Origin of the sequence: Vibrio sp. 10N.261.55.A10 (assembly GCF_041470825.1) — a bacterium.
In the GTDB taxonomy this organism is placed as follows: Bacteria; Pseudomonadota; Gammaproteobacteria; order Enterobacterales; family Vibrionaceae; genus Vibrio; species Vibrio crassostreae_C.
Window position 1 is genome coordinate 66,709 of the sequence record NZ_JBFRNC010000011.1, and the last position, 18,954, is coordinate 85,662.

17 protein-coding genes are annotated in these 18,954 nt (G+C 44.1%); 14 read left to right on the top strand and 3 right to left on the bottom strand.

Features of this window, described 5'->3' with window-relative positions:
• Positions 1-13 precede the first annotated feature (13 nt).
• The 10 genes from msbA to pyrF all read left to right on the top strand — a co-directional run bounded on the left by msbA (position 14) and on the right by pyrF (position 9,255).
• On the top strand, positions 14-1,762 hold the full coding sequence (gene msbA / locus AB4274_RS03340) for a lipid A ABC transporter ATP-binding protein/permease MsbA (RefSeq protein ID WP_017060234.1): 1,749 nt from the start codon (positions 14-16) through the stop codon (positions 1,760-1,762).
• Between the two features lie 13 nt (positions 1,763-1,775).
• Positions 1,776-2,783 (top strand): tetraacyldisaccharide 4'-kinase, encoded by a 1,008-nt coding sequence (lpxK, locus tag AB4274_RS03345; protein WP_372111076.1) that lies wholly within the window; start codon positions 1,776-1,778, stop codon positions 2,781-2,783.
• The gene (locus AB4274_RS03350; RefSeq protein ID WP_004736429.1) at positions 2,764-2,943 is read left to right on the top strand and encodes a Trm112 family protein; all 180 of its coding nucleotides are present in this window, start codon (positions 2,764-2,766) and stop codon (positions 2,941-2,943) included. The genes lpxK and AB4274_RS03350 overlap by 20 nt, the downstream gene beginning before the upstream one ends.
• Positions 2,943-3,689: a 3-deoxy-manno-octulosonate cytidylyltransferase gene (kdsB, locus tag AB4274_RS03355; protein WP_017060236.1), complete on the top strand. Its 747-nt coding sequence runs from the start codon at positions 2,943-2,945 to the stop codon at positions 3,687-3,689. Before AB4274_RS03350 ends, kdsB begins: the two co-directional genes overlap by 1 nt.
• A gap of 292 nt (positions 3,690-3,981) precedes the next feature.
• On the top strand, positions 3,982-4,662 hold the full coding sequence (cmk, locus tag AB4274_RS03360; protein ID WP_017060237.1) for a (d)CMP kinase: 681 nt from the start codon (positions 3,982-3,984) through the stop codon (positions 4,660-4,662).
• A gap of 106 nt (positions 4,663-4,768) precedes the next feature.
• Positions 4,769-6,439, top strand: a complete 1,671-nt coding sequence (gene rpsA / locus AB4274_RS03365) for a 30S ribosomal protein S1 (RefSeq protein ID WP_010439921.1) — start codon at positions 4,769-4,771, stop codon at positions 6,437-6,439.
• Between the two features lie 121 nt (positions 6,440-6,560).
• On the top strand, positions 6,561-6,845 hold the full coding sequence (ihfB, locus tag AB4274_RS03370; protein WP_017060238.1) for an integration host factor subunit beta: 285 nt from the start codon (positions 6,561-6,563) through the stop codon (positions 6,843-6,845).
• Positions 6,846-6,974: 129 nt separating this feature from the next.
• Positions 6,975-7,247, top strand: coding sequence for a LapA family protein (locus tag AB4274_RS03375; RefSeq protein WP_017066774.1), 273 nt, complete (start codon positions 6,975-6,977; stop codon positions 7,245-7,247).
• A 12-nt stretch (positions 7,248-7,259) separates the two neighbouring features.
• Positions 7,260-8,435, top strand: coding sequence for a lipopolysaccharide assembly protein LapB (gene lapB, locus AB4274_RS03380; protein WP_017060240.1), 1,176 nt, complete (start codon positions 7,260-7,262; stop codon positions 8,433-8,435).
• Between the two features lie 124 nt (positions 8,436-8,559).
• A complete protein-coding gene (gene pyrF / locus AB4274_RS03385) occupies positions 8,560-9,255 on the top strand; it encodes an orotidine-5'-phosphate decarboxylase (RefSeq protein ID WP_017078954.1) in 696 nt (231 codons plus the stop codon).
• 104 nt (positions 9,256-9,359) lie between these two features.
• Here the strand turns inward: pyrF and miaE are convergent, their stop codons facing one another.
• On the bottom strand, positions 9,360-10,115 hold the full coding sequence (gene miaE, locus AB4274_RS03390) for a tRNA isopentenyl-2-thiomethyl-A-37 hydroxylase MiaE (RefSeq protein WP_050644556.1): 756 nt from the start codon (positions 10,113-10,115) through the stop codon (positions 9,360-9,362).
• A gap of 143 nt (positions 10,116-10,258) precedes the next feature.
• Positions 10,259-11,023, bottom strand: a complete 765-nt coding sequence (locus AB4274_RS03395) for a hypothetical protein (protein ID WP_017060243.1) — start codon at positions 11,021-11,023, stop codon at positions 10,259-10,261.
• A gap of 322 nt (positions 11,024-11,345) precedes the next feature.
• On the opposite strand from AB4274_RS03395, the gene cysB reads away from it, so the two are divergent.
• Together cysB and AB4274_RS03405 are read left to right on the top strand one after the other, a co-directional pair.
• The gene (cysB, locus tag AB4274_RS03400; RefSeq protein ID WP_017068083.1) at positions 11,346-12,320 is read left to right on the top strand and encodes an HTH-type transcriptional regulator CysB; all 975 of its coding nucleotides are present in this window, start codon (positions 11,346-11,348) and stop codon (positions 12,318-12,320) included.
• A gap of 140 nt (positions 12,321-12,460) precedes the next feature.
• A complete protein-coding gene (locus AB4274_RS03405) occupies positions 12,461-13,663 on the top strand; it encodes a methyltransferase (RefSeq protein ID WP_372105243.1) in 1,203 nt (400 codons plus the stop codon).
• A gap of 155 nt (positions 13,664-13,818) precedes the next feature.
• Here AB4274_RS03405 and ald read toward each other — a convergent pair whose 3' ends face one another.
• Entirely contained in the window at positions 13,819-14,943 is a 1,125-nt protein-coding gene (ald, locus tag AB4274_RS03410; RefSeq protein WP_017060246.1) for an alanine dehydrogenase, read from the bottom strand.
• A gap of 156 nt (positions 14,944-15,099) precedes the next feature.
• On the opposite strand from ald, the gene lrp reads away from it, so the two are divergent.
• Together lrp and AB4274_RS03420 are read left to right on the top strand one after the other, a co-directional pair.
• Positions 15,100-15,594, top strand: coding sequence for a leucine-responsive transcriptional regulator Lrp (gene lrp / locus AB4274_RS03415; RefSeq protein WP_004734558.1), 495 nt, complete (start codon positions 15,100-15,102; stop codon positions 15,592-15,594).
• A 163-nt stretch (positions 15,595-15,757) separates the two neighbouring features.
• Entirely contained in the window at positions 15,758-18,928 is a 3,171-nt protein-coding gene (locus AB4274_RS03420; protein ID WP_372110997.1) for a DNA translocase FtsK 4TM domain-containing protein, read from the top strand.
• Positions 18,929-18,954 lie beyond the last annotated feature (26 nt).

Sequence of the window (18,954 nt, forward strand, 5' to 3'; positions counted from 1 at the left end):
ATTAAGCGATTCTATGTCAACACAAACAGATGAAACTACCTGGGTCACATTTAAAAGACTTTGGACTTATATTCGATTATATAAGGCCGGCCTAGGTGTTGCGGTAATTGCGCTTATTATAAATGCCGTTTCTGATACCTATATGATTTCCTTACTAAAGCCGTTACTTGATGAAGGCTTTGGTAATGCTGAATCTGACTTTTTACGTACACTTCCACTTATTATCTTTGCCATGATGTTCGTTCGTGGCGTCAGTGGCTTTGTTTCAACCTATTGCTTGAGTTGGGTCTCTGGCAATGTGGTGATGGAAATTCGTCGTAAGATTTTCAGCCATTTCATGCACATGCCTGTTTCTTTCTTCGATAAAGAACAGACAGGCGCATTGCTATCTCGAATTACTTACGATTCAGAGCAAGTGTCTGCAGCAACCAGTAAAGCGTTAGTCAGTATTGTCCGTGAAGGTGCAAGTATTATAGGCTTGTTGACGCTGATGTTCTGGAATAGTTGGCAGTTATCTTTGGTGTTATTTGCTGTAGCGCCTTTGGTTGCGTGGGCGATCAGTATCGTATCGAAGCGATTCAGAAAGATCTCTAAGAACATGCAAACTAGCATGGGTCACGTTGCTTCTTCAGCTGAACAAATGCTGAAAGGGCATAAAGTGGTTCTAACTTACGGTGGTCAAGATCTAGAAAAACACCGCTTTGATAAAGTTAGTAACCAAATGCGCCAACAAAGCATGAAGTTAATCACTGCTCAAGCGGCCGCTAACCCGATTATTCAAATGATCGCATCAGTTGCGATTGTTGTTGTTCTATTCCTTGCTAGTGTCGATTCTATTAAAGCCGAGCTTACTGCTGGTACGTTTACCGTTGTCTTCTCTGCAATGTTTGGTCTATTACGTCCGCTAAAGGCGTTAACTAACGTAACGTCTGAATTCCAACGTGGTATGGCTGCGAGTACGACTCTATTTGGCTTGATGGATCTAGATACCGAGCAAAACAAAGGGACGTTGAAACCTGAAACTGTAATGGGTGAAGTGGCTGTTAAAGATGTCACGTTTACTTATGACGGTGCAGAGAAACCAGCACTTGATAAGATCAGCTTCAATATACCGAAAGGTAAAACGGTTGCGCTTGTTGGGCGATCTGGCTCGGGTAAGAGTACCATTGCTAACCTATTCACTCGTTTTTATGACGTAGACTCTGGTTCAATTGAGCTTGATGGCCACGACATTCGTGATTACGAATTGAGAAATCTGCGTGAGCACTTTGCGCTCGTTTCTCAAAATGTACATCTGTTTAACGATACGGTGGCTAACAACATCGCTTACGCAGCAGAAGAACAGTATTCACGTGAACAGATCGAATACGCGGCTAAGCTTGCTCATGCAAGTGAGTTTATCGAAGGCATGGAAAATGGCATCGATACCGTTGTTGGTGAAAATGGCGCAAGCCTTTCTGGTGGTCAAAGACAACGTATTGCGATTGCACGTGCTTTATTAAGAGATGCGCCTGTGCTGATTCTTGATGAGGCGACGTCTGCACTGGATACTGAGTCAGAGAGAGCGATTCAATCTGCACTAGAAGAACTGCAGAAAGACAAAACAGTATTAGTTATCGCACACAGACTCTCTACCATCGAGCAAGCTGATGAGATTCTAGTGGTTGATGATGGTCATATTGTAGAAAGGGGCGCACATGCTGAGCTAATCGCGCATGATGGTGCTTATGCACAATTACACCGAATTCAGTTCAGCGGATAAATTAGGTCTTGTTGTGATCGAAAAGATTTGGTTTAACAATCACCCGTTGAAATATCTTCTCTGGCCGCTTTTGTGGCCACTGAGTCTGCTGTTCAAAATGATCAGTAGTCGGCGTCGTGACGCTTATCTCTCAGGGAATAAAGAGACCTACCGCCCGCCTTTACCTGTTATTGTTGTGGGCAATATTACTGCTGGTGGAAATGGTAAAACACCGGTTGTGATTTGGTTAGTTGAGATGCTTCAGGCTCACGGCTTTAAACCCGGAGTCGTATCTCGTGGCTACGGTGCAAAAGCACCAAGCTATCCGTTGGTGTTGGATGAAAATACCCCAGCTGAGCATTCGGGTGATGAACCTCGCTTGATTCGTAAGCGAACTGGTGCGCCAGTCGCGGTCGACCCTGTGCGAGCTAACGCAGTGAAAGCATTGCTGAGCAAAGGCGTTGATGTGATTATCACTGACGATGGCCTTCAGCATTACGCGCTTGAACGCGACATTGAATTTGCAGTTATCGACGGCGCAAGACGCTTTGGTAGTGAGAGTTTGATTCCTTTAGGTCCATTACGAGAGCCGGTTTCTCGTTTAGATGAAGTCGACTTTTTGGTAAACAATGGCGGTAAAGCGCACGGTCGAGAGTTCTCGATGTCTTTGCTTCCAAGCCAAGCAGTTAACCTAAAGACTGGTCAGAAAAGGTCTGTGGCAAAATTACAGAAGCTGGTTGCTTTTGCCGGTATTGGCCACCCACCGCGCTTTTTTAAAACATTGGAAGATCTTGATGGTGATGTGGTATTCACACAGGGTTTCGCCGATCATCAAGATTTTGATAAAGATGAACTTCATGCCTTAGCTAAGAAAGGTATGAATCTGATTATGACAGAAAAAGACGCTGTAAAATGCGAAGAATATGCTCAAGATAACTGGTGGTATCTTCCAGTTTCTGCGCAGTTCGATGAAGATTCGCAACAGCAAATTTTAAAAAGAATAAAAGAGGTTATGGAATACTATGGATCACCGTCTACTTGAGATCGTTGCTTGCCCTGTATGTAAAGGTAAACTAACTTTTGACAAGGATAAGCAAGAGCTTGTTTGTAAAATTGATCGCCTTGCTTACCCAATTAAAGAGGGTATTCCTGTTCTTTTAGAACCTGAAGCTCGCACCGTTTCTATGGATGAGGGTAAGTAATGTCTTATACGGTTGTTATACCTGCAAGATACCAATCGAGCCGTTTACCAGGGAAGCCACTTGCTGACATTGGTGGAAAGCCGATGATTCAATGGGTATACGAACAGTCAATGAAAGCGGGTGCCGATAACGTTATTATCGCTACCGACGACGCTCGAGTTGAAAAAGCGGCTAAAGCATTTGGCGCGACCGTTTGTATGACATCACCGAATCACGAATCGGGCACTGAACGCCTAGCTGAAGTGATTGAAGTTATGAATATTCCTGATGATCATATTATCGTTAATGTTCAAGGTGATGAGCCACTTATCCCACCTTCGATCATTAATCAGGTTGCCAACAATCTTGCTAACAGTACAGCTCCGATGGCAACGTTAGGTGTGGAAATCACTCATGCTGATGAAGTGTTTAACCCTAATGCCGTTAAAGTTGTAACCGATAAAGACGGTTATGCCTTGTATTTTAGCCGAGCAACCATCCCTTGGGATCGCGATGCTTACGCGAACAACGGTACTGCAGCGGAATCTCCTTTACTTCGTCATATTGGTATCTATGCTTACCGAGCGGGTTTTATCAATACCTACATTAACTGGGAACCAAGCACTCTTGAACGTATTGAGTGCCTAGAGCAATTACGAGTACTTTGGTACGGTGAAAAAATCCACGTAGACGTTGCGGCGGAAGCACCTGCGGCTGGTGTTGATACGCCTGAAGACCTAGAAGCGGTTCGAGCTATTATTGGTTAAGCTTCTTTGAGCGAATTCTTGTTTGCTCTACAAAATGAAAAATCATGAGCCTTGCCTATTGCGAGGCTTTTTTCTATCTATCGAAAAGTGCGCTATCGAAAAGCGCGTGCGTGTCTTATTAACCTAAGCAAACGGATATTGAGATAGTTGCATTGGTTTATGCATCATCAACACGGAATTATCTGAGATTTACCTCGCTCGAGTTCCAATTTTTCTCTATAATATGCCGCCTATAAAGTAGTGGCGAATCGCTAGTACAGAATAAAACTTACGACAAAACGTGGAGTAAAAGATGCCTTCTCAAAGCCCAGTGATTACGGTTGATGGACCAAGTGGTGCAGGTAAAGGTACCCTGTGTATGTTGCTAGCAGATAAGCTAGGCTTTCATCTTCTAGACTCAGGCGCGATCTATCGCGTATTGGCTTTAGCGGCAATTCACCATGGTGTGGATACTGAATCAGAGGATGCTTTAGTACCGCTTGCTACACACTTAGACGTGCAGTTTATTGCTGAAGGCGACTTAGTTAAGGTTATCCTAGAAGGTGAAGATGTGTCTGGTGAACTTCGTAAAGAAGAGACTGGCATGGCGGCTTCAAAAGTTGCTGCTTTACCTCGCGTTCGCGAAGCACTGCTTCGTCGTCAACGTGCATTCAGCGCTGCGCCTGGTTTGGTTGCAGATGGCCGTGACATGGGAACGGTTGTGTTTCCTGAAGCTGAAGCGAAAATATTTTTAGATGCAAGTGCTGAAGAGCGTGCGAGTCGCCGCCTTAAACAGTTGCAACAGAAGGGGTTAGATGTTAAATTTGACGACCTTTTGAGCGAGATCCAAGAGCGAGACGACCGAGATCGTAATCGCCCAGTGGCGCCACTTCGCCCTGCAGAGGATGCTCTAGTGCTTGATTCCACCTCAATGAATATTGAGCAGGTAGTAGAAAAAGCACTACACTATATTGAATCGAAACTGGCTGGGTAATTTCGCCGAGCTAGTACGAACGTTGGTCGCAAGGATGATGACCGGCGAATTTATCAACCCCATGCGGTAGGATACCCATGGACGTTTAATTATTGAAGATTAAATAATGACTGAATCTTTTGCTCAACTCTTTGAAGAGTTTCTATCTGAAACTGAATTCCAACAAGGCAGCATCGTTAAAGGTACTGTAGTAGCTATCGAGAACGGTTTCGTTCTTGTAGACGCTGGTCTTAAGTCTGAATCTGCTATCCCTGCTGAACAATTCAAGAACGCTGCTGGCGAACTTGAAGTTGAAGTTGGTGCTGAAGTAGACGTAGCTCTAGACGCTGTTGAAGATGGTTTCGGTGAAACTCAACTTTCTCGTGAGAAAGCTAAGCGTCACGAAGCTTGGATCGTACTTGAGAAAGCTTGCGAAGAAGCTGAAACTGTTGTTGGTATCATCAACGGTAAAGTTAAAGGCGGTTTCACTGTTGAACTTAACGGTATCCGTGCTTTCCTTCCTGGTTCTCTAGTAGACGTACGTCCTATCCGTGACACTGCTCACCTAGAAAACAAAGAGCTAGAGTTCAAAGTAATCAAGCTAGACCAGAAGCGTAACAACGTTGTTGTTTCTCGTCGTGCTGTTATCGAATCTGAAAACAGTGTTGAGCGTGACGAACTTCTTGAAACTCTACAAGAAGGTACTGAAGTTAAAGGTATCGTTAAGAACCTTACTGACTACGGTGCATTCGTTGACCTTGGCGGTGTTGATGGTCTTCTACATATCACAGATATGGCTTGGAAGCGCGTTAAGCACCCATCAGAGATCGTTAACGTTGGTGACGAAATCCTAGTTAAAGTTCTTAAGTTCGATCGTGAGCGCACTCGTGTTTCACTAGGTCTTAAGCAACTAGGCGAAGATCCATGGGTAGCAATCGCTAAGCGTTACCCAGAAGGTCACAAGCTTTCTGGTCGTGTTACAAACCTAACTGACTACGGCTGCTTCGTTGAAATCGAAGAAGGCGTTGAAGGTCTAGTACACGTTTCTGAAATGGATTGGACTAACAAGAACATCCACCCTTCTAAAGTTGTTAATGTTGGCGACGAAGTTGAGGTTATGGTTCTTGATATCGACGAAGAACGTCGTCGTATCTCTCTAGGTCTGAAACAGTGTAAAGCTAACCCATGGCAGTCATTTGCAGAAATGCAAGCTAAGGGCGACAAAGTTACTGGTAAGATCAAGTCTATCACTGACTTTGGTATCTTCATCGGTCTAGAAGGCGGTATCGACGGTCTTGTACACCTATCTGACATTTCTTGGAACGCTGCCGGCGAAGAAGCTGTACGTGAATACAAGAAAGGCGACGAAATCTCTGCTGTTGTTCTAGCAGTAGATGCAGAGCGTGAGCGTATTTCTCTTGGCGTTAAGCAAATGGAAAACGACCCGTTCAACGCATACGTTGCTGACAACAAGAAAGGTGTTCTTGTAAACGGTACTGTTACTGCAGTTGACGCGAAAGGCGCTACTATCGAGCTAATCGAAGGCGTTGAAGGTTACATCCGCGCTTCTGAAGTTTCTCGCGACCGTATCGAAGATGCATCTCTAATCCTAAGCGTTGGCGACAGCGTTGAAGCGAAGTTCACTGGTGTAGACCGTAAGAACCGCGTAATCAACCTATCTATCAAAGCTAAAGATGAAGCTGATGAGCAAGAAGCAATGGCTTCACTGAACAAGTCTGAAGAAGGCGCGTTCGGTAACGCAATGGCAGACGCATTCAAAGCTGCTAAAGGCGAATAATAGCTTCTCATTAAGAGAATTATAGCTATCTAGCCAAGAAAGGAGCCGTAAGGCTCCTTTTTTTTTGCTTATTTTTCCGATAGGTCTATAATTTCTAAAAAGAAAACCAACGAGGGTAACTATGACTAAGTCTGAATTGATTGAGAGACTGTGCGCTGAGCAAACGCATCTTTCTGCAAAAGAAATTGAAGACGCTGTAAAAGACATTTTAGAGCATATGGCTTCAACACTAGAAAGTGGTGATCGAATCGAAATTCGCGGTTTTGGCAGCTTTTCTCTGCATTATCGTGAGCCTCGTGTTGGACGTAACCCAAAGACTGGTGACAAGGTTGAGTTAGAAGGTAAATACGTTCCTCACTTCAAACCAGGTAAAGAGCTGCGTGAACGAGTAAACTCAGGAATGTAGCCTACTTATCGGAATTAAGAAAAGCGGCATACTATAATGTATGCCGCTTTTTTATGACCATAATATGGTGGTCTGATTAGTAATTTTCCTGCATAATCGTACAGCTAACCAACCAATGAGTGATGAACTATGAAAATTATAAAAATAGTCGCCGTTATCGCACTTTTCCTAATTGCACTGGCTTTAGGCTCTCAAAACCAAACAACTGTGAATTTCAACTATCTGCTAGCGCAAGGTGACTTCCACCTATCAAGTTTATTAGGTGTTGTATTCGTTTCAGGCTTCGCCCTTGCTTGGTTAGTCTTTGGTAATATGCACATGCGGTCTCAGCTAAAAATTCATCGCTTGAAGAAGCAACTCAATAAGCAATCAAAGCAGGTCGCTGCTGATACTAAAGCTTAAAGGCTATATTTGATGTTAGAGTTACTGTTCTTACTTTTGCCCATCGCAGCCGCTTATGGCTGGTATATGGGTAATCGTAATGCTCAGCAAGAAAAACAAAAGCAATCACACCAGATCTCCCGTCAATACGTGACGGGTTTGAACCTATTACTGTCAGACCAATCTGACAAAGCGGTTGATCACTTCATTGAGCTGCTTCAAGTAGACAATGAAACCATCGATACTCACTTGGCTTTGGGCAACTTGTTCCGCTCAAGAGGCGAAGTCGACCGCGCTATTCGTATTCACCAAAATCTCATCTCTCGTTCGGGGCTTACCCTCGATCAGAAAAATCTCGCACTGCAACAATTAGCTAAAGACTACATGGTCTCTGGCTTCCTTGATCGCGCTGAAAAAATCTTTGAACAACTTGTAGAAGAACCTGACCATAAAGAGGGCGCTTTACAGCAGTTGGTGGCTATTTATCAGCAGACCCGTGAGTGGAACAAGGCTATCCATTACGGAAATATCTTAGTTAAGCTCGGCAAGAAAAAAATGAAGATGCGTGCCACAGTCGCGCATTTCTGGTGTGAGCTTGCAATGCAAGAACAAGCCGATGGTAATCGTTCTAAAGCGCTTCAGCATTTTAAGAAGGCGCTTTCTGAAGACCCTAAATGTGTTCGCGCAAGTATCGCACTAGGGAAGTTCCACTTAGCGAACGAAGATTACCAAAAGACAATTGATTGTCTTGAATCGGTACTTGAACAAGATATCGATTTTATCAGTGAGGTGTTGCCAACCCTTGCTGAGTGTTACCACAAGCTTGGACAAGAAGCTCAATTGGTCGAGTTCCTCAAAGCGTGTATTCAGAAGAAAGCCGGTGTATCTGCCGAACTGATGCTGGCGCAATTGGTTGCTCACCATGAAGATGTAGGCTCTGCTCAAGAGTTACTGACAAAGCAGCTTGTTAAAAATCCAACCATGAAAGGTTTTTATCGATTAATCGATTACCACCTAGCGGAAGCAGAAGAAGGCCGAGCAAAAGACAGCTTAACCACACTTCAATCTATGGTTGGTGAACAGCTTAAGGTTAAGCCTCATTACCGTTGTCGTCAGTGTGGTTTCTCGACACACTCTTTGTATTGGCACTGCCCTTCATGTAAAGGGTGGGGGACGATCAAGCCTATTCGTGGACTTGATGGTGAATAGATTTGTGGTCACTTTAAGACCAAATTATTAATTGCAGCTTTCGGGCTGCATTTTTATGACTGTTATTTATCACCTGCTTAGGTGATTAGAAATTTTTAGAAAGTTAACTGCGTTAGGAGATGAAATGAACGACCAAAAAATCATTGTAGCCTTGGATTATGATAATCAAGCGGATGCGTTAGCCTTTGTCGATCGAATTGACCCAGCATCTTGCCGCCTAAAAGTGGGCAAAGAGATGTTTACCCTGTTTGGCCCTGAATTTGTTCGTGAATTACATAAGCGTGGTTTCTCAGTATTTTTAGACCTTAAATTCCACGACATCCCGAACACATGTTCAAAAGCAGTCCGTGCTGCCGCTGAACTGGGTGTTTGGATGGTGAACGTACACGCAAGTGGCGGTGAGCGTATGATGACGGCTTCTCGCGAAATCTTAGAACCTTATGGCAAAGATCGTCCACTGTTAATCGGTGTAACGGTACTCACCAGTATGGAGCAATCTGACTTAGCGGGTATCGGTCTGGATCTTGAACCACAACAACAAGTGATGCGCTTGGCTTCTCTAACGAAAAACTCTGGCTTAGACGGTGTTGTATGTTCTGCACAAGAGGCTTCTTTGCTTAAAGGTGCACTTGGTCAAGAGTTCAAGCTAGTTACTCCAGGTATTCGTCCTGTCGGCGCAGATGTGGGTGACCAGAAGCGCATCATGACGCCTTCTAAAGCGATTGAATCAGGTTCAGACTACCTTGTTATTGGTCGTCCGATTACGCAAGCGATAGACCCTGCTGCTGTACTTGCAGAGATCAACGGTACGCTTGCTTAAGTCTATATTTGGATTGAGATATAAATAAAGAAGGCCAGCAAATTGCTGGCCTTAATTTTTTAGTCTGGATTAGTCTAAACTGGACTGAATGTTCTGTGTGGAGCTTAAACCGGAGCGCCACTATGGAATTTGAAGTCGTTGTCATCTGAAGTGATAAGATCAGCTTCTACTTGAGCAAAATGCGCAATACGCTCTGAAATATCTTTCCCTGCGATCTGCTCTGCTAGCTCAAGGTAGTCTTGGTAGTGGCGAGCTTCTGAGCGAAGTAGAGACACGTAAAACTTCTCCATGTCTTCTTCCAAGAAAGGAGCCAATTTAGCGAAGCGCTCACAAGAGCGAGCTTCAATAAACGCACCGATGATAAGCTTATCAACCAGAGCATCAGGCTCGTAAGTCTTAACTTGTTTGATCAAGCCCTTAGCGTAACGACCCGCCTCGATTGGCTGGTAAGTCACGCCTTTCTTCTCCATCAACTCCATGACTTGGTAGAAGTGATGCAGCTCTTCTTTGATCAGTAAAACCATCTTATCGATTAGGTCAGCACCGTAATTACAGCCTTCTTTCGCTGTGATTTGCTTGGATACGTTGCTTTTACCACGCAGAGACTCTAAGTCTCCGATACGACGGTAAGCAAATTGCTCGTATGGCAAAATCCATTCATTCAGTTGCTTCGCGCTTTCTTTATCGACGGCGTACTTGCGAATAAGGAATAAAGCACTCTGTGCCGCCTTAAGTTCACACAGCATGTGATCGCGTAGAATGATGTGAAGATTTTCTGGCTTTTTGGCTTCATCTATCCATGAATCTGGCGTTTCGGCTTTAAGAAAAGAGTGGATTGGAGCGAGTAATTCTTGATACATGGTCAGGGAAAGTTTGTTGATAATGCGGGGATTTTATCACAGCTCAAGAGATCTCCCTATACAGAGAAAGGAAATTCAACAGCTACAAAAAAGGCCGCCTATTTAATGTAAATAAGGCGGCCTTTAAGTGTTGAGTTAGACTGTTACCATTTCTTCTTCTGACCGAAGAGGGCATCCATATCGTCTTCTCGTTCTTTAGATTCCATCTGCTGCAAATCTTGAGCGTTTTTGTCTTGGCGTTTCTGGTCAAGCTCGTTAAGCATCTGTTGAAGCTTTTCTTTGGCTTGATTAGAGTACGAGTCGTTCTTAGTCGCCAAAGCATCAATACCTTTGCGTAATAGCTGAATCGCTGTTCCCGGTTGTCCGCGAGAAATCGAATCGTTTGCACGTTTGATAACATTTTCAATGTTAATACGGATTTGAATTGTTTCTAGGCGAGCATTTTCAACCACATAAGCTTGAGTCTCGAAACGGCCTTTATTGTGCTCGTTGCGCACCGTATCACGCAGGCGTTTAACTAACTTAAGCATCATGATCGCTTGCTTGTCACTACTTGGTACGCGGAAAGCGGTACTCTCGCCACCTTTGTAGTTCTCTTTTAGCTGAGTGATTTGTTGTTTTACGCTTTCAATGCGTTGGGCAAGCTGCTTATTTTTTGGATCGAGTTGATACATGTTTTCTAATGCATCAAGAATTCGATTGTTTAAGCATACAAGAAGATCTTGGCTAAACGGCATGTGATGAGCGTTGCCAATCAGTTCTTCTGTACCGTCAATAATGGTTAGATAACGAGAAGCTTCCTGTTTCTTCGCTGTTTCTACCTTAACTTTATATTGAAGCATGATGTTGTAGCCTAAAACTAACACCAAAAGAACGGCTACTAAGACGATTATTAAACCAATATTCATATATTTGAGTCTGCTTATTATTTTCTATAGCTAACTGGAGAGGATACACGATTCCATTGTGTATCGGCACTCGTAAATTGCAATTTCTGATTATCTCTTGTTGAGCGAAATCGGCAATCAAAACTTACCAACTAATGTATGAGAATGAGGGTTGGGTTGCAAAGCGTTAGTGATGTTTTTGTTTGTTAAGCTAGAAAAACTCAATTTTCCTGTCATTTTTGTGTTCGAAGCGTTATAACTATTAATTATATTACACGCGACTATAACGCTCTCTTTGCAAATAAGTTAGCACAGAAATGAGTAAAGGATTACGAGGTTAGATATGAAGTTACAGCAACTGAAGTACATTGTTGAGGTTGTAAACCATAACCTAAATGTTTCAGCTACAGCAGAGAGTTTGTACACATCTCAGCCTGGCATTAGTAAGCAAGTTAGATTACTTGAAGACGAACTAGGCATTCAGATTTTTGAGCGTAGCGGCAAGCATCTAACGCAGGTTACCCAAGCGGGTGAGGATATCATTCGTATCTCTCAAGAGATTTTGGCGCGCGTTGAAAGCATTAAAGCGGTAGCGGGTGAACACACACATCCAGAGATGGGTACATTGAATATTTCAACGACTCATACTCAAGCTCGTTATGCACTGCCTGATGTGATTAAAGGTTTCACGGCGCGCTATCCAAAAGTATCGCTTCACATGCACCAAGGTACGCCAAGCCAAATGTCAGAAGCCGTCGCTAAAGGTACAGCGAATTTTGCGATTGCAACGGAAGCGCTACACCTTTACCAAGATGCGATTATGCTGCCTTGTTACCACTGGAACCGTTCGATCGTCGTGACCAAAGATCATCCCCTGGCACAGAAGCGTAATATCACGATCGAAGATCTTGCGGCTTACTCTCTCGTGACTTATGTATTTGGTTTCACTGGCCGTTCTGAGCTTGATACCGCGTTTAACAAAGTAGGTTTAACACCGCGTGTTGTGTTTACTGCGACCGATGCAGACGTAATCAAAACCTACGTTCGTATGGGCATTGGTGTTGGTGTCATTGCAAGTATGGCCATCGACCAAGAACAAGATACTGACCTGGTCGCTATTGATGCTAGTCATTTATTTGGTGCAAGCACCACAAGCATTGGCTTTAGAAAAGGCACTTTCCTGCGTTCGTACATGTTTGATTTCATGGAGCGTTTCGCCCCGCATTTAACTCGACCTGTTGTTGAACAAGCTATCTCTTTAAAATCGAACGAAGAGATCGAAGAGATGTTTAAAGATATCGAACTGCCAGTTCGTTAATCTCATCGTGTAAATTTTGATTCTTATTCGGCCTGTATTTGCAGGCCGTTTTTCTTTTGGGCTTTTAGTTTTCGTTTTCTTTATCGGGCCTTTCCATTTCGACCTCTTACCCCTACAATCCACGCATCATAGGGGGAAGCATGCATTCACGATTTAAAATACTCGATTCATTTTTGCTAGAGCACCAGATTTACTGGCGTTCAGAGCCCTTCCATCTATGTCGAACTCACCAAACACCATGGCGCAATGTGAATCGTCCTCTTGTTGATTGGTTAGAAGGCTTGAGTATTCAGCGCATTCAAACGTTGAAAGAGCAGCCTCAGCTATTGGCCGATGAATTGACTCTTTTCCTCCCTCAATTATATGCCGTTAACCAAAATATCCAGTTTGAAAGAGCGACACTTGCCGGGTTAAAGCTTGCTCGCGGTACTGGAGATGGTATTCCTGGAAGAAAGTTGCAACAAATTGTTTCGATGGGAGAAGCTGTGCTTGAGAACCATTATGGAAAAGAGTGGTTGGAATGGTGTTCTGGTAAAGGCTTTCTTGGTCGAATCCTATCTCAGCAATCGGATCAAAAAGTCACTAGCTTTGAATGGCAGCAATCGTTATGCGAAAGCGGACAAAAGATTGCGGATGACCAGAAGTTAGCGATGGATTTTGTTCAAGGAGATGCGTTTTCAGACAAGGCCGATGACGTGTTTAATTCGTACCAACATGCCGTGGCCCTTCATGCTTGTGGTGATCTTCATGTTGAGCTAGTTAAAAAGTCAGTGTCACATGGGCTACCAGCGGTCACTATTTCTCCTTGTTGTTATCATCTTATTCGAGACGAAAACTATCAAGCGATGTCTTCTATCGCGAAAAGCTCAGCATTAACGTTAAGTAAGAGCGACTTGAGAATCCCGCTTCAAGAAACCGTTACTGGTGGTGAAAGAGTAAAAAGACATCGTCAACTAGAGATGAGCTATCGTCTAGGCTTCAGCCAGTTGCTTAAGGCTGAACTTAACATTGACGAATACATTCCTGTACCGAGCATCAAAAAATCAGAGTTAGCTGAGGGTTTTGAATCTTTCTGCCGTTGGGCATCTGAAGTGAAAGAGCTATCGCTGGGCTCAGATATTGATTTTGACTCTTATTTGATTCAAGGCGAAGCGCTTTTCTGGGAAATGGAAAAGCTGAGTTTGGTTCAACAAGTCTTTAGACGACCATTAGAGATATGGCTGGCTTTAGATCGCGCTATCTATCTGCAAGAGCAAGGTTATGAAGCTACGATTGAAGAGTTCTGTGAACGCAGTATTACGCCAAGAAATCTATTGATTCATGGGGTTAAAATCGAGCGCTAGTGGTAAATCGTACTGTTACGTGTTTTTACGAACTAAATCCATTAATGCAAAAAAGCCAGCGCGACATAATGTCGTACTGGCTTTTTGTTTAATGTGTATGAGTTAACTGAACGCTTCAACGAGAAGATTATTGCGTTCAGTTAGTCATTACATCATTAGTTAAACATTGCGATTGCTTCTGCTGGGTCTACGTATTCAAGGTCAAAGCTTTCTGCAACTTCTTTACAAGTTACTTTACCGTGAATAACGTTTAGACCTTCTAGGAAGCCTTCATCAGATAGAAGTGCTTCGCGGTAGCCTTTGTTCGCTAGCTTAACAATGTAAGGAAGTGTTGCATTGTTTAGTGCGTAAGTTGAAGTACGAGCAACAGCGCCAGGCATGTTTGCAACACAGTAGTGAACTACGTCATCAACAATGTAAGTTGGGTCTGCGTGAGTGGTTGCGTGAGAAGTCTCGAAACAACCGCCTTGGTCGATTGCAACATCAACAACTGCTGAACCTGGCTTCATCTTAGCGATGTGCTCTTTTGTAACCAATTTTGGAGCTGCTGCGCCAGGAATTAGTACTGCACCAATTACTAGGTCTGCTTCTAGAACATGCTTCTCAATGGCGTCTTCAGTAGAATAAACCACTTTTGCGCGACCTTGGAATTCTTCATCAAGTCGACGCAGTGTATCTACGTTACGGTCAAGAATTGTAACATCAGCGCGAAGGCCTACAGCCATACGTGCTGCGTTAGCACCTACAACACCGCCACCAACAACAACAACTTTTGCTGGTTCAACACCTGGAACGCCACCAAGAAGAAGACCACAACCACCGTTAGATTTCTCTAATGTTTGTGCACCTGCTTGAATAGACATACGACCAGCTACTTCAGACATTGGTGCTAATAGTGGCAAGCGACCCATATTATCTGTTACAGTCTCATAGGCTACGCAGACAGCTTTGCTCTTGATAAGCTCTTCAGTTTGTGGAAAATCTGGTGCAAGGTGTAAATAGGTAAATAATATTTGCCCTTCGCGAAGCATAGCTCGCTCGACAGCTTGAGGTTCTTTAACCTTTACAATCATCTCTGCTTTCGCGAAAACGTCAGCAGCAGTAGGAAGAATGGATGCGCCTACAGCGATGTAATCATCGTCTGAAAAACCGATACCAGTACCGGCATTGGTTTCTACAAAAACTTGGTGGCCGTGTGAGATTAGTTCTCTCACGCTAGCTGGGGTCATACCAACGCGGTATTCGTGGTTCTTGATTTCCTTAGGTACGCCAATGATCATCCTGACTCCTCATTTTATTTTGGTTGTTTTATCTATATGTAGGGTAATTCTGTCGAATTAATATCTAGTATAGATAGGTTTAGATAAAATTTGATACTGAATATTAAAAAGTTGTAGTATATTTTTTTGCAAGGAAGTAATAAGGTGGAATAAAAAATGGCAGACAATTATAAGAAGCCGTCCAAGGAACTAGATCGTATTGACCGCAACATTCTTAATGAGTTGCAAAAAGACGGTCGTATCTCAAACGTTGAACTCTCAAAACGAGTAGGACTTTCTCCAACTCCATGTCTTGAACGTGTTCGTCGTTTAGAACGTCAAGGTTACATTACTGGGTACACAGCGTTGCTGAACCCACAGTACCTTGATGCTTCACTTTTAGTGTTTGTTGAAATTACGTTGAACCGTGGTGCGCCAGATGTGTTCGAACAATTCAACACCGCTGTGCAGAAACTGGATGACATCCAAGAGTGTCATTTAGTGTCGGGTGATTTTGACTATCTTCTAAAAACACGTGTATCTGATATGGGTGCTTACCGTAAGCTACTGGGTGATACGTTACTTCGTCTACCGGGCGTAAACGACACTCGAACTTACGTAGTAATGGAAGAAGTGAAACAAACCAATCAACTTGTGATTAAAACTCGTTAGTCACAATTGGTGAAATGAAAGAAAGCGGACATTTGTTCCGCTTTCTTGCTTTCTGGAATTGGGTTTTTCTGTTTGATATGGTTAAATCAACAGTAGTTTCATTGAAACGAGCGGCTTTGGCCGCTCGAGATGTTTTTATCCCGTTTAATTATTAAGTTGGTTTATGTTCAAGCAGAGCAGTAATAAAGTAGAAACAATCATTAAAACGAGTGAAGAGCCTCAGTCTCCTCGTTTGAGTGGTTCTCAACGTCTCAAAGAGTGCAGTCTGATTCTCGGTGTTCTCTTCTCTATTCTACTTGCCGTTGCGTTATTAACTTTTAGTCCTGCAGACCCATCATGGTCGCAAACGGCGTGGGGTGGTGACATTCAAAATGCGGGTGGCTACCTAGGTGCTTGGTTGGCGGATACGCTTTTCTTCGTATTTGGCTCTTTGGCTTACCCTCTGCCTATCTTAGTGACGGTTGCTGCGTGGGTTTTATTCCGCAAACGTAATGAAGACGAGCAGATCGACTTCATGCTGTGGGGCACTCGCTTACTTGGCCTGACTATCCTAATTCTTACGAGTTGTGGTTTAGCGGATATCAACTTTGACGACATCTGGTACTTTTCATCCGGTGGCGTGGTAGGTGACGTTTTAACAAGCCTTGCACTTCCAACGTTGAATGTTCTTGGTAGTACGCTGGTTCTTCTTTTCTTATGGGGTGCTGGTTTCACTCTATTAACCGGTATCTCTTGGCTAAGCATTGTGGAATGGTTGGGTGAATGTGCCATCAAATTTTTCACGTCTACTGTTAATAAGGCTCGTGGCCAAGACCAAGAGCTGCTTGAGCCTCAATTAAGAGAATCAGCAGACCGCGATTTAATCGAAGAACGTCATCAGCAGCATCAAGCGCCAACTTACCGCGATGTTCCTGCTATAGAAGGCAACAAAGAATCAACAGAGCATGATCCGCTAGATCCTGCGATGAGTTTTTCTGCGACCAATGAGTCGGCAGACGTGGCGACAAATGCGCGAGACAATGCTGCATCGCCGAAGCGTCATTACAATATTCATATGCCTGTCGATGCTCCTGCGAAACAAGAAGCTCCTGTTCATGAAGAACCTCAGGTTCAGCCTCAAGCGGTAATTGAGTCAGAGCAAACGATCCCTGCAGCAGCTGTTTACCAAGCGCCAGAAGAACCGCTAGAAGAAGGTATTGAGCGCTCTAAACAGTTGAATGCAACGATAGAGCAGCTAGAAAATGCGGCCATGTATGAAGATGACCTAGCAGAACAAGATCAGGTTGACGCGCATGATTCTCAGGTTGCTTACCAACAATACATGCAGAACGAACAACCAGAAGTTGGCCCTGCTCATGCTGACCTTAGAAGTGCTGAACCAGAATTAGATAGCTCACCACAAGTAAATGGCGAATTTGGTTCTGAAGATGTTCAACCTGAATCTTTATACGCTTCACCTATGGGCGAGCCAGAAGCAACCGTGGAAGACGATTTCTCTGCACAACCTTCACCGTTTGATGTTACGGAAGAGCAAAGCTACCAACAGGGCTCAGAGCTTGAATCAGAACAGGCTGAAGCTGAATTAGCTGACGCAGCATTAATCGAAGAACAGTTTGAACCTTTCCCTTATCAAGAAGAACATTCAGAACCTGAACAGCCAACAGCACAAAACCTAGAACCAGCTGTTGATCTTCCTTGGGAAGAGGTAACGGAAGAAGAACCTTCGCATCAAGATCAAGATGTCGCCGCATTCCAAAGCATTGTTTCTGAAGCCCAAGCGAATATGGCAGCGGCGCAGAACCCGTTCTTGGTTCAACAAGATGTTAATTTACCGAAACCTGCTGAGCCATTACCAACGCTTGAATTGTTATTCCACCCTGAAAAGCGTGAAACCTTTATTGACCGTGATGCATTAGAGGCGATTGCTCGCCTTGTTGAATCTAAGCTAGCGGACTATAAGATCAAAGCTGATGTGGTTGATATTTTCCCAGGTCCAGTAATCACTCGATTCGAACTTGATCTGGCTCCAGGCGTGAAAGTGAGCCGTATTTCGGGCCTTTCTATGGACTTGGCTCGTTCGCTCTCTGCATTGGCTGTACGTGTCGTAGAAGTGATTCCGGGTAAGCCTTATGTTGGCTTAGAACTGCCGAACATGAGTCGCCAAACGGTATTCTTCTCAGATGTGGTTGCTAGCCCTCAGTTCCAAGAAGCGAAATCGCCAACGACAGTGGTTCTCGGACAAGACATCGCTGGTGAAGCGGTCATTGCTGATTTATCGAAAATGCCTCACGTTCTGGTTGCGGGTACAACCGGTTCTGGTAAGTCGGTAGGTGTGAACGTAATGATTCTGAGTATGCTTTACAAAGCATCACCGGAAGATGTTAGATTCATCATGATCGACCCGAAAATGCTTGAGCTATCGGTTTATGAGGGTATTCCTCATCTATTGTCTGAAGTGGTAACCGACATGAAAGATGCGTCGAACGCCCTTCGTTGGTGTGTTGGCGAGATGGAACGCCGTTATAAGCTGATGTCAGCGCTAGGCGTTCGTAATATTAAAGGTTACAACGATAAGCTTAAGATGGCAGCGGAAGCGGGTCACCCAATTCACGATCCACTGTGGAAGCCGGGCGACAGTATGGATCCTGAAGCGCCATTGCTTGAGAAGCTGCCTTACATTGTGGTTATCGTTGATGAATTTGCCGACTTAATCATGGTGGTTGGTAAGAAGGTTGAAGAACTGATTGCACGTTTGGCACAAAAAGCACGTGCGGCGGGTGTTCACTTGATTCTAGCGACGCAGCGTCCATCTGTGGATGTTATTACCGGCCTTATCAAAGCGAACATTCCAACCCGTGTGGCCTTTACGGTATCAACTAAAACGGATTCACGAACTATCCTTGACCAAGGTGGTGCGGAATCACTATTGGGCATGGGTGATATGCTTTACTTGCCACCGGGTTCTAGCCATACAACTCGTGTTCACGGTGCCTTTGCATCTGATGACGATGTACACGCAGTCGTGAATAACTGGAAAGCGCGTGGTAAGCCAAACTATATTGATGAAATCACCAACGGCGAACAAACCCCAGAAACCTTGCTTCCGGGTGAGAAGATGGAAGGTGATGAAGAGGTCGACCCTCTGTTTGATCAAGTGGTAGAACACGTTGTTCATTCACGTCGTGGCTCAGTTTCAGGCGTACAGCGTCGATTCAAGATTGGCTACAACCGTGCTGCACGTATTGTCGAGCAACTTGAAGCTCAAGGTATAGTAAGTGCTCCAGGTCATAACGGTAACCGAGAAGTCTTAGCACCAGCGCCACCAAAAGATTAGTTCCGGTAGGAACTCATAACTATTCA